General features: G+C 37.4%; 9 protein-coding genes and 2 pseudogenes. 7 read left to right on the top strand and 4 right to left on the bottom strand.

The window, feature by feature from the left end:
- The first annotated feature begins 228 nt into the window (after window positions 1–228).
- The 3 genes and pseudogenes from SAZ04_RS20885 to SAZ04_RS20880 all read left to right on the top strand — a co-directional run bounded on the left by SAZ04_RS20885 (window position 229) and on the right by SAZ04_RS20880 (window position 1,759).
- Window positions 229–675, top strand: a complete 447-nt coding sequence (locus tag SAZ04_RS20885; RefSeq protein ID WP_332699172.1) for a hypothetical protein — start codon at window positions 229–231, stop codon at window positions 673–675.
- Window positions 676–919: 244 nt separating this feature from the next.
- Window positions 920–1,108: pseudogene (locus tag SAZ04_RS23600) on the top strand (hypothetical protein); the annotation flags it as partial.
- Window positions 1,109–1,390: 282 nt separating this feature from the next.
- Window positions 1,391–1,759 carry a winged helix-turn-helix transcriptional regulator gene (locus SAZ04_RS20880; protein WP_332699169.1) on the top strand — a complete coding sequence of 123 codons (369 nt, stop codon included), beginning with the start codon at window positions 1,391–1,393 and terminating at the stop codon, window positions 1,757–1,759.
- 324 nt (window positions 1,760–2,083) lie between these two features.
- On the opposite strand, the gene hxlB is transcribed toward SAZ04_RS20880, so the two are convergent.
- The 4 genes and pseudogenes from hxlB to SAZ04_RS20860 all read right to left on the bottom strand — a co-directional run bounded on the left by hxlB (window position 2,084) and on the right by SAZ04_RS20860 (window position 5,170).
- A complete protein-coding gene (gene hxlB / locus SAZ04_RS20875) occupies window positions 2,084–2,641 on the bottom strand; it encodes a 6-phospho-3-hexuloisomerase (protein WP_332699166.1) in 558 nt (185 codons plus the stop codon).
- Between the two features lie 16 nt (window positions 2,642–2,657).
- On the bottom strand, window positions 2,658–3,299 hold the full coding sequence (gene hxlA, locus SAZ04_RS20870; protein WP_332699164.1) for a 3-hexulose-6-phosphate synthase: 642 nt from the start codon (window positions 3,297–3,299) through the stop codon (window positions 2,658–2,660).
- A 771-nt stretch (window positions 3,300–4,070) separates the two neighbouring features.
- On the bottom strand, window positions 4,071–4,490 hold the full coding sequence (locus tag SAZ04_RS20865) for a hypothetical protein (RefSeq protein WP_332699162.1): 420 nt from the start codon (window positions 4,488–4,490) through the stop codon (window positions 4,071–4,073).
- Window positions 4,491–4,612: 122 nt separating this feature from the next.
- Window positions 4,613–5,170, bottom strand: a pseudogene (locus SAZ04_RS20860) (orotidine 5'-phosphate decarboxylase / HUMPS family protein).
- A gap of 514 nt (window positions 5,171–5,684) precedes the next feature.
- Between SAZ04_RS20860 and SAZ04_RS20855 the strand changes: the two are divergent.
- The 4 genes from SAZ04_RS20855 to SAZ04_RS20840 all read left to right on the top strand — a co-directional run bounded on the left by SAZ04_RS20855 (window position 5,685) and on the right by SAZ04_RS20840 (window position 12,218).
- Complete coding sequence (locus SAZ04_RS20855) at window positions 5,685–8,111, top strand: GcvT family protein (RefSeq protein WP_332699161.1); 2,427 nt, start codon at window positions 5,685–5,687, stop codon at window positions 8,109–8,111.
- A 29-nt stretch (window positions 8,112–8,140) separates the two neighbouring features.
- Entirely contained in the window at window positions 8,141–9,292 is a 1,152-nt protein-coding gene (gene solA / locus SAZ04_RS20850) for an N-methyl-L-tryptophan oxidase (protein ID WP_332699159.1), read from the top strand.
- A 67-nt stretch (window positions 9,293–9,359) separates the two neighbouring features.
- The gene (locus SAZ04_RS20845; protein WP_332699156.1) at window positions 9,360–10,508 is read left to right on the top strand and encodes an aromatic ring-hydroxylating oxygenase subunit alpha; all 1,149 of its coding nucleotides are present in this window, start codon (window positions 9,360–9,362) and stop codon (window positions 10,506–10,508) included.
- Window positions 10,509–10,691: 183 nt separating this feature from the next.
- Window positions 10,692–12,218: a glycine betaine uptake BCCT transporter gene (locus SAZ04_RS20840; protein ID WP_332699153.1), complete on the top strand. Its 1,527-nt coding sequence runs from the start codon at window positions 10,692–10,694 to the stop codon at window positions 12,216–12,218.
- The last annotated feature ends 221 nt before the right edge of the window (window positions 12,219–12,439 follow it).

Below are 12,439 nucleotides of genomic sequence, written 5' to 3'. Positions count from 1 at the left end.
TAAAAAAGTCGTGATATACGGCTATTTGTCATGCGTACCGGTAAGGTGCGCTTATTTTTTATAATTCGGGCTTACGGAAAAGTAACTTGGACCTACTCGAAACGATACGAGAATTTGCCTCATAAACGCAAAGAAATATATCGAAAAATAACTGTTCAACGAAAAATGTCGCACGAAAAATTAGCGAACGATATTTTGTCTCTAGGTTCTGATGTACGAGTAGAAACCATGCGGTTTCAATCTCTGCAAAAACGTGCGAAAAATACTACTCGCAATAAGGTGAATGGTAAAATCAATCGCAAAAAACGGTTCGGGAAATCAATCTCCAACCGTGCTCCTGCAATGCTGCTCACAATTATAAACCGAAAACTTGGTTATCAAGGACGGTCAATAAAGAAGATTGATACTTATGCAACAAAAGCAAGTCAATTTAATCATTTAACTGGAGAATACAACAAAAAACAACTTTCAGACCGTTGGAATGATTTTGGAGGGTTCTACATCCAACGTGATTTATATAGCGCTTTTTTGATAGGAAACACGAATGAAACTCTCGATTCCGTTGATGTGGATTCATGTAATGCACGATGGTATGAATTTATTGAACTGCATAATTGTGAAATTGAAAGACTAAAACAATTATCAAGTAAAACGTTGCGTTGGTTTGTCGCATAAACACAAACCTGATTGGTCGTGATAACGCCCAAGAGAAGTCGGAACGATAAGCACATCAAGAGTCTTTCTAGGCTTGTTGAGAGAAGTGCCTTGCTCTACGCAATACGTCCGTTAATGTTCTAGGAGAAAGTACATCAGTGCTTTGGTAGAAACTCTTTCCGCAAGGAAAGAGAAGGGTACCTTTGAGAAGTGTGCTAGATACAGTGTATCCACGGTATCCTAGAACCCCACTGCTTTAGCTGTGGGAGTTGTCAGGTATAAGAAAATTATCCATCGTCCTGAAATTGTATTGAAACAAAATGCCTCCGACCGAGATGAAAGATTGGCACATAAACTTGCTGAGAAAGCAGAAAACTCCTGTATGATTAGCCGAGCAACTCGAGATAATATAGAAATTCAGTTACAAACAACCGTTAAAATTGTTTCTGAATAATCTATAGGCAATTAAAAAAGATTAAAGAAGCTAATAAAAACCACATCACGGGGAGATGAAAATGCATCTGCTCACCGCCAGATGCTAATTTTTTGACGAGTTTCTTCCTATTATATAGATTTATTTTTGTACTCCTTCTTCATACTCCCTGACAGATTTATAAATTTACGTAAGGAATTCTGACATAATTGAAATGTAATTAAAAAAAACAATTTAAAATGAATTTATAAATAGTAGTTTCGAGAAAGACATATTGTTAGTTATTTCCTAGGAGGGAAACACATGGGGTATAATACTTGTGATAAGATGTTTAACTGTGAAAAGGAGTTAACACTTTCTATTATCGGAGGTAAATGGAAATTGCCTATTTTATGGTACTTGGGTAAAGAGGGAACGAAACGATTCAGTGAACTGAAGTCTGTTATCCCAGATATTACCCCAAAAATGCTTGCTAATCAGTTGCGAGAGTTGGAAAAAGACTTCATTGTTGAGCGTAAAGTTTATCCCGTTGTTCCACCTAAAGTGGAATATTCACTTAGTGAAAAAGGAAAAACTCTGATGCCGATTCTTGATTCTATGTACGAATGGGGAAAACACCATATGGAGACTGTTATGAAACAAAGAGTAGAAGAAATTGAATTTATCAAGTGAAAAAATAAACAGCATGTTATGGGACTTCTCAAAAGTGATTTTAAAGCAGGAGATTAGATATATATAAATATACGAAACTATTATGTTGCATTGAAAAGGCTCCGGATTTTTTATTAAGTCCGGAGCCTTTTTATAAGGATCATTATCGTAATTAGGATTATATTATATGTTAAATCATGATGCTGTTTCAAATTGTAGCAGCCTTAACTTTAAGAAACGAGATCTTTAATTTTTTATTTCTTGCTTCTTAAATGGAAAATTATTCTATATGGTTTGACAGATTACTTATTACTTCATCTAAGTATCTAACCAAAATTTCTTTTTCTACTCAAGATTGGCATGTCTGCCAAACATAGTTTCGGAATTCAATCCCTTTTTCTCCATAACTCTTAATATAATGGCATCAAAGAATAATAGGAGCGTTTGTTCAAATAATGATCCCATTGGCTGTATGGTGTTAAATTCACTGTCTGTTTCGGTCTTAGATTTGGCAGGTAATTTAATAGAAATATCGGCTACTTTTCCAATCGTTGATTCAGGGAAAATGGTCACAAGCGCTACGGTTGCACCTAAGTTTTTTGCTTTTTCAGCCATCGATATTAAACTTTTCGTTTCTCCTGATCCGGATCCAATAATCAAAATGTCGTCCTTTTCTAAGTTAGGAGTGACAGATTCGCCTACTACATAAGTATCTAACCCCATATGCATCATTCGCATTGCAAAGGACTTAGCCATAAATCCAGATCGCCCTGCACCAGCCACAAAAATTTTCTTTGATTCAAGGACATGGTCTACCAATTTCTCAGCTTCTTCATTAGTTAGTAAGTCAGCGGTACGATTTAACTCTTTTATGATTTCAGTGACATATTGAGTTGTCTGCATAATGATATTCCTCTTCTCATGCAAAAGTTTCTTGTTTAATTAATCTTTGCATTTGAGCAGCAACTGCCTTTTTATCTTCTTGGCCTGTAATACCACCGCCTACAATCACAAGATCAGGCTGTGATTGTACCACTTCTGGAAGTGTGTCTAATTTAATCCCACCTGCTACTGCTGTTTTTGCATTCTTTACGACACGTTTAATGGCTTGAAGCTGTTCAAAAGGGTTTTCTCCAGCTGCTTGAAGATCATAGCCTGTGTGAACGCAAATATAATCCACACCAAGTGCATCCACTTCATATGCACGCTGTTCTAAGTCTTTTACATTAATCATATCGACAAGAATTTGTGTCCCTTGTTTTTTAGCTTCTTCCACTGCCCCTTTGATTGTTGCATCATCAGTTGCTCCAAGCACAGTAATAATATCAGCACCAGCTTCAGATGCCTTCATCACTTCATATGCACCTGCATCCATGATTTTTAAATCAGCTAATACTTGTAAAGAAGGAAATGCTTCTTTGATTTCTTTTACAGCTCTAAGCCCTTCATTAATGACAACTGGTGTACCAATTTCTACAATGTCAACGTGCTCCTGTACCTCATTTACTACTTCCTTTGCCTCCGGAATATTGACAAGATCCAATGCTAATTGAAGTTTCATATCTTCTTCACTCCTCATTTAAATTTTTATTATCATGTTTCTATAACTTATTCTAGGTTAAATCTTTCAATAAAGTAAGTACGCACTTTAATATCATATAGTAACTAAAAGTATACTGTTAGAAAAAATTTAAAAAGTGCGAAATGAAATCCGTCGCTTTAGTACGACTTTTGTTTTTCTCTTTGGTATATTATTTTGTCGAACCTTAATAGCTATTTTTTAGATTAATATGATCTTTAATTTTGCCCTATAGACAATTGATAACTCTTTATTAGAACACCAGAAATTTCAAAGACTATGTTATTTGCGAATTAATACCGTTAATTATTGTTTAAAAACGCAGTAAAATCAGTATCGTTTAGGATAGATATGAAAAAAATATGTGTTATAGCTTGCGGCAAAAAAGTATTAATATTAAGAATATTCGCAATAAAATTAGTCGTCGACAATATCTACCATGTTTTATAATCGGAGTTTCACCTTTGAAAGATTTAGCCTATTATAAATTTATTTTGATTCAGCAGCCTATCTACATTCAGACTGGTATGAGTAATAGATATTTATTTTGTAAATACACAAATGGGATGGACTCACAACGTACACGTAATTCCTTACAACAATGAGTTCTATGAAAGAAATGAATTGATACTAAGAGATTATTTGGGAGAACACCCTGAACTGCAAGGACAGAAAAAGGATTGCCTTTAAAGAATGTTTGGACTTATGATTTAAAGTAAGACTATAAGAGATATTTAATAAAATAACTTATTTTCAGTCCGCTGTATTGGCCTTGGAGCTAGAAATGAGAAGTGGCTTCTTATTGATAGGGATTTCACCAATGAGAATGACTCCAACAATCCCAGCAATCCTTTTATTATATATGGATAACATAAAAGTTACTTCATCCTTCCACTGGAAATCTATATCGTGAGTGTCTGCTTCCAAATTTAACTCTATATTATTCAAAAGCACACTTTTCTTTTCTTCTGCTATGCAAGTTGTAATATCTAATTTGTCCCAATAAGTCATTGAATAGTTACGAATACCGATTTTGATATTTTCTACACGCAAATCAATTAGAATCGACAAAAAATGTAGTGCATTATTAGAATTTAAATAGGTCGTTTTTAATGGGGGGAGGTATACAATTTTCTCTAATGTCCTTTCGTTGGAAAATAGCCTTTTAAACATTCAAGATCCCTCATTTCCTTCATTCTCATCGCCAAAAGTAAATGACACCATCAAATGTAAAATAATCCCCAATGTAATAAGAAAATTACTTTCACTTTAATTTGAACTATTAATCCAGACTTTTACCAATTTGTCAGATAGATCATTATTTGGTACGCAAGCTTATCTTCTTGGCCGGTTATACCTCCGCCTACAATGACAAGATCAGGTTGAATGTGTACAACTTCCGGAAGTGTGTTTAGCTTAATGCCACCTGCTACTGCTGTTTTTGCATTTTTTACGACACGTTTAATTGTCTGAAGTTGCTCAAAAGGATCTTCACCAGTTGCTTGTAGGTCATAGCCTGTGTGTACACAAATATAGTCAACACCAAGTTCATCAACTTCTTTGGCACGCTGTTCAAGGTCTTTCACATTAATCATGTTAACAAGAATTTGTGTCCCTGTTTTTTAGCTTCTTCTATTGCACCTTTTATCGTTGCATCATCAGTTGCCCCTAGTACAGTAATAATATCAGCGCTGGCTAAGGATGCCTTCATCACTTCATAAGCACCAGCGTCCATAATTTTTAAATCAGCCAGGTGTTCCAATTTCTACAACATCAATATGCTTCTGAACCTCTTTTACTAGTTCTTTTGCTTCTGGAATGTTTACAAGATCTAACGCTAACTGAAGTTCCATAAATTGTTTACTCCTTAATAATTTAGTTTAGTTGATACGGTTTCAGTGTAGGTGAGATGTTTACAAAAAATAAGTACGCACTTTGAAATCATATAGTTAAAAAAAATATACTATGGAAGAACTGAGTTGAATAGTAGCATGCGTGTTTGTCTATTTCGGCAAAGGATCCACTCTACAGAAGCTCATATTGGCATAATTACGTTTTGATCCTTAGATACAAATTCATGATCAACCAACTAATTTTTCCTGCTCACTCCATCAAACCAAAAAAAGCTAAGTTAACTTATAGATAATTCCATTCCAAAAAAAGTTCGTTATTCCTGTGAAATTGCTGTTTATTTTAGCTATACAAGAAAAAAAAGGGTCATTTTACGAACAATTAGGAAAAAAGAGCTTGAAAATTATGTGTTATATTTTCTGACGAAAATTATTTAAATTTTCTGAGTATGGAAGTTATAATTGCCCTCAACAAATTAATTTTTGTAATAAGCAAGAGGGAGAGGGATGCCGCGTTATGGATCAAAAGAAAATTATCATCATTGGAGCTGGTGTTGTTGGATGCAGCACTGCCTACTATTTAAGCAAAATGGGTCAACGAAACATTACGGTCATTGAGCAAGGACCATTATTTGAAACAGGGGGGTCGACATCTCATGCCCCTGGACTTGTGTTTCAACTTAATTCTTCAAAGCTATTAACAACCTTGGCTAATCAAACAGTTGAATGTTTTAAAGAGTTAAGCTCTGACGAAAAACCATCTTTTCATTCTGTTGGAAGTATTGAAGTGGCTAGTAGTCCCGAACGGTTAGAGGATTTGAAACGTAAGGCAGGGTTAGCTGCATCGTGGGGAATGGAATCATTTATTCTTTCACCGGAAGAATGTGAGGAAAAGTGTTCACTCATCAATTCGGAAAATATTTATGGCGGACTATATGTACCGTCAGATGGAATAGCCAAACCGCTTCGTGCTAATGAAAAAATGGCTGAATTTTCTATATCTCAAGGCGCGGTATTTTATAGTCACACAGAAGTAACCGACATTGATGTTGTAGACAGCCAAATAAAAGCTGTTGAAACAACGGCTGGAAGATTTGAAGCTGATATCGTTATTTGCTGTGCCGGGTTTTGGGGACCTCGTATTGGGGAGATGGCAGGTGTGACGATTCCTCTTCAACCACTGGCACATCAATATGTGTTTACGAATGATTTACAGGAATTAGCTGACGAAACAGAAGAAGTAACAGCTCCTCTTATCCGTGATCAAGATCGTGCTATGTATTATCGTCAAGTGTTCAAAGGTTTGGGAATTGGCTCTTATCAACATCGTCCATTGCCTGTTGAGATTCGTGAAATTACCAAATATGGCGAAACGAAAGAAATGCCATCTGTAAAGCCATTTACACCGGAAGATTTTGAAAAACCATGGCAAGATTCACTTAAACTGTTCCCTGCATTAACACAAGCAGGTTTAAAAAGAGGAATCAACGGCATCTTCTCGTTTACGCCTGATGGAATGCCACTGCTTGGGGAGTCGCAGAACGTACGTGGATTTTGGGTGGCAGAAGCTATATGGGTAACCCATTCTGCAGGTGTTGGGAAAGCAATGGCTGAATGGATTATTAATGGAGTACCAACCCTTGATTTGGAGTTATGTGATATTAATCGTTTTGACACATACGCACTAACTCCATCTTATTATAAAAAGCGTTCCATGGAAAATTTTGAAAAAATATATGATATCCATCATCCGTTCGTGACGCCAGTAACATCACGCGACATGCGTGTGAGCCCTTATTATCTGCGTCAAAAATCATTGAGGGCTTACTTTAACGAAAGATCTGGCTGGGAACAGCCACAATGGTATGGAGAAAATGATTCGCTTGTTGCCATGTATAAAAAAAACATCTTGGAGCATAAAGGATGGGCAGCTGAGTATTGGTCACCAACAATCGAGGCTGAACACCTACATACAAAGAAATATGTTGGACTTTATGATATGACAGCTACCAAAAAGCGACTCGAAATCAGCGGTGAAGAAGCAGTTGAATTTTTACAACAACTGACAACAAGTAATATTGATATTTCAGTTGGTCAAGTAACGAATACGTTAATGCTGCATGAATTAGCAGGAATAAAAGATGAAATAAGAGTGATTCGTACAGGCGTTTCCACCTTCCTTGTTCTTTGTACGGGAGCGGTTGAAGCTAGTTGGATCAAAAGACAATTACCAACATCAAGCCGAGTAATGATTCAAGATTTAACAGCTGGAATATGCGGTCTTGGTGTAATCGGTCCAAAGGCAAACGACGTGATGCAATCTCTTGCTCCTGAAGCCTTTACATCAAAGGTATGGCAGCCTGGACAAGCCAAAGAATTGTTTATTGGAAATGTTACCGTATTAGCTGTTTATGATTCCTATCTTGGTACAGAAGGATGGGAGTTATTTACGACTTTCGATCAAGGATTGCAATTATGGGATCAATTAGTTGAATCCGGACAACCATATCAGCTCATTGCCGTTGGAGACCGTGCACTTGAAAATCTTCGAATCGAATCACTTAAGTTAAGAAGTGGTAAAGACTTTTGGAGTGAGCATAGCCCATATGAAGTAGGGCTTCATCATATGGTTGACCTTAACAAACAAACTTTCATTGGAAAAGAAGCGTTGCTTGAACGTAAGGATGGGGGACCGAAACTTCTGGCAATTACATTAGAACTGAATGACCCTTCAATGGTTGTAATGGGGTATGAACCTGTATTTGATGAAGATACGGCGGTTGGTTTTGTCACAAGTGCTGGATATGCATATCATCTCGGCAAAGGGGTTGTACATGTATTGGTATTACCTGAAGCTGTAAAAGCAAGCAAGGAATTAAGTATTGAATACTTTGGAGAGCGTTACACTGCAAAAATCATCAGAGAATCTGTTGTGACTGTCTAATAACAAAATGGGAAAACAGGAGGTGTCCTATGTCGAAAATTTATGATGTCATTATCATCGGTTTAGGAGCAATGGGGAGTACGGCTGCTTATCAATTAGCGAAGAGAGGTCAACGGGTACTTGGGCTTGAACAGTTTGGTCCGGCACATGATCAAGGGTCGAGTCATGGCGGCTCAAGGATTATTCGACAATCTTATTTTGAAGATCCTGCTTATGTTCCCTTATTGCTTCGCGCCTATGAATTATGGGACGAGATTGAAAGAGAAAGTGGAGAAGAGATTTTGACGGTAACAGGCGGATTAATGATGGGTCCTCCTGATAGCTTAACGGTATCTGGGAGCATTGAAAGTGCAAAGCAGTGGAATCTTGCTTATGAGGTGTTGGAGGCAAATGATATTCGTGGACGTTTCCCGTTATTTAACCCTACTGATAATACCATAGCCTTATATGAAGAAAAGGCTGGATTTGTCAGGCCGGAATTAAGTGTCTATAGTCATCTTCTTCAAGCGGAAAAACACGGAGCTGACCTACGATTCTTTGAAGCTGTTCAATCCTGGGAAGCCCATCCTTCTGGTGAAGGTGTACGTGTTGTGACAGCTAACGGAACGTATGAAGCAGGAAAAATAATCATTTCTGCAGGAGCTTGGGCACCTCAGCTATTGAACGACTTAGGTGTAAGTTTAGAAGTAGAACGTCATATTCAAATGTTCTTTGAGCCAACTGGAGGAATAGAACCCTTCCGTGTTGGAAAACAGCCGATTTATATATGGGAAGCAGAAGATAATGTGCAATTATATGGTTTTCCTTCTTCAGCACTAGGAGCTGAAGGAGCAAAAGTCGCCTTCTTCCGTAAGGGAAAACCTTGTACCCCAGACACCATTGACCGAAACGTGTATGACGATGAAGTAGAAATGATGAGAAACTATCTTGCCCAAGGCATTCCAAAGTTAAATGGTCGTTTTTTACAAGGGAAAACTTGTATGTATACGAACACACCTGATGAGCATTTTGTCATTTCTGCTCACCCGGCTCACCCGCAAGTAACGGTCGCAGCTGGATTTTCCGGGCATGGATTTAAGTTTGCAAGTGTTGTAGGAGAGGTTTTAGCAGACTTAGTTATTAATGGGCAAACCAGTCATCCAATAGATTTATTCTGCCCACAGCGTTTTGTACATCAGTGATTTTTAAGTGAATCATCTCATAAATGGTCTATTTGACCCTTGCCAAGTGGATAAAGGAGGAAGACAGATGGTAATGAATCAGACAACAGTAAGTGATAAAGGGAAATTAAAGGAAACATTGAAAGGAGAGCTGTATACATCTCCGGAAATCTTTGAACTAGAAAAAGAGCAAATTTTCGCTAAAACATGGATTTTAGTTGGCTTTGAATATGAGGTAGGGAAGCCGGGCCAGTACATTACAACAAAGGTGCAGAACGAAAATATTCTAATTGTTAGAGGAAAAGACAATGTGCTTCGTGCGTTCATAAATGCATGTCGTCATCGTGGAGCGACACTTTGTAGTGACCCTTGCGGCAAAACGGGAGTTATTCGCTGTCCATACCATTCTTGGAGTTATGGTCTTGATGGTTCTTTGCTTGGAGTTCCAAATACAAGTGAGTGCCGTGATGAGTTGGTTAACAATGAAAACTATGGCTTAGAGCCTGTGCACCTTCGAATATGGCATGGAATGATTTGGCTGAGCCTAGCAGAAAACCCACTACCGGTTGAACAACAATTAGATACGCAAATAATTGACCGTTTTGGCGAGCTTGCTACATTCAGTAGATATCAAATTCAAGATTTAAAAGTCGCTCATCGTAAAGAGTACGAGGTAGCAGCAAATTGGAAACTCATCGTGGAAAATTTCCAAGAATGTTATCATTGTTCTTCTATTCATCCTGAATTAACAGCGACTCTTCCGGAATTCCGTTCAGGTATTGGTACTCAAAATTCAGTCGGTGGAGGAGCCAAGTTTAATGATGAGCTAGAAGCTTTCTCAATAAGCGGTAAAGGTAGCCGGCCGATGTTAAAAGGCTTACTTACAGAAGATGATCGTTTATATTATGGCATAACGATTCTTCCACTTGTATTTATTAATTTAACACCAGATCATGTCATTGTTCATCGTATCATTCCAATTAGTCCGGATAAATCTAAAGTAATTTGTGAATGGTTATTTGATCCAGAAGAAATGGAAAAATCAGATTTTGATCTAGTAGATGCTGTTGAATTGTTCCATCGTGTGAATATGCAAGATTTTGATGCGTGCGAGTGGTGTCAAGAAAACATGGGATCAAGAGCATACAAGAATGGCGGAATTTTAGTACCGATTGAACAACACGTTACTAAATTTTACAATTTTGTATTAGAGTCAATAGGTATGAAAGTCGAATAATCAATCTGGTTTGACACGTTGTACTAAAGTTATACGTGTCAAACCCTTCTTTAAAAAGTTAGTTTTTTTAATATGAGAGAGGAGAGTGAACATGGAACAAATGTTGATGTTCACTCTTATAGAAGATTTAAAGAACCATAAGAATAAATTTTAAGAGAAAATCTGAAAAGGAAGTGATGTGTTTTGGAACGTAGTGATAGGTCGACTTTCACAATTTCAGTAGGTATAGCTGCTATTTTTTTATTAATTGGTGTGCTTATACCTAAACAGTTTGCTGCTGCAATGACATTCGCTCAAAGTTTTATTCTTGAGTCATTTGGTTGGTTTTATCAGTTAGTCGCTACTTTTTTCCTTATATTTTCCTTTTTTATGATTTTCAGCAAATATGGGAAAATAAAACTTGGTATGCCTGATTCTAAACCCGAGTACAGCCGTCCCACTTGGTTTGCAATGTTATTTTCTGCCGGAATGGGAATAGGTCTCCTATTCTATGGTGTCTCTGAACCAATTGCTCATTTTACTACCCCTCCTTTAGGAGATGGAAGTACAGAGCAATCCGCTATTCTGGGTATGCGGTATACATGGCTTCATTGGGGATTACATGCTTGGGCCATCTATGCAATCGTAGGATTAGCCTTTGCTTATCAAAAGTTTAGAAAAAATGCACCAGGTTTAATGAGCGCCACGCTCTATCCTGTATTTGGTGAAAAGGTGAAAGGTCCTCTCGGTCAAACGATCGATGTGGTGGCTGTTTTTGCGACTTTGTTTGGGGTAGCAGCCTCTCTAGGGTTAGGATCACAGCAAGTCAATGCCGGATTAGAATATCTTGTAGGCATTCCTAATAACTTTATGGTACAAATCATGATTATTGCTATCATATCAGTGATCTTCATCATTTCAGCAAATACAGGTATTTCAAGAGGAATCAAATATTTAAGTAATGTAAATATGTCAATTGCCGTTTTACTATTTATTACAATGCTTGTTCTTGGTCCTACTTTATACCTGCTTAATATGTTTACATCAACATTAGGCAGTTATGTACAAAATGTAGCATTAATGGGATTGCGGTTGTCTCCTTTTGATGCCGAAGAAGCAGCTTGGACACAAGGTTGGACAATCTTTTATTGGGCATGGTGGGTTTCCTGGACTCCGTTTGTCGGTATGTTTATTGCCCGTGTTTCAAAAGGTCGCACAATACGAGAGTTTACCGTGACTGTTCTCCTCATTCCATCCCTTGTTTGCGCTCTATGGTTTACTGTTTTTGGTGGAACAGGCATCTATTTAGAATTTATCGAGGGCTTAAACGTATCTGGACAAGGAATTGAAACCACTTTATTCTATGTTTACCAACAATTTCCTTTAGGAATAATACTTTCAATTCTGACGGTGGTCCTTATCATAACCTTTTTTGTTACTTCAGCAGACTCAGCAACTTTTGTTTTAGGGATGCAGACGACTGGCGGAAGGTTAAACCCTCCAAACAAAGTAAAGGTCACATGGGGCGTCATCCTAGTAGCCTCTACCGTGGTATTGATGGCTTCAGGGGGATTAGCTGGTTTACAAACAGCTATCATTGTTAGTGCGTTACCACTAACATTCATTGCCTTAATCATGTGCTATGGTTTGATAAAAGCACTTAATCAAGACTTTGAAAAGCAAAATAATAAAGCAGTAATTAAAAAAGACAGAAAAAAAACAGTGAGTTAGGATAGGGAAGAAATCTATTCAATAGATCACCTTAAACGACATCCAGCAAAAACAGGTGATCGTTTAAGGTGGATTAGTTGTTTAGAGTGGGGGGATAATAATATTACAAAATAGTTAAAAAGAATTAAAAACAAGGACTTCGCCTAGTGAACTACTCACCACTTAGCTACGCTTGAAGTGGGAGCTTCTCACTTCCATGAAGAAAGCAACCTTTCTTCTCC

The organism is Halalkalibacter lacteus (genome assembly GCF_036663595.1).
In the GTDB taxonomy this organism is placed as follows: domain Bacteria; phylum Bacillota; class Bacilli; order Bacillales; family Bacillaceae_D; genus Halalkalibacter; species Halalkalibacter lacteus.
This window is presented reverse-complemented; position numbering and strand designations above follow the sequence as displayed.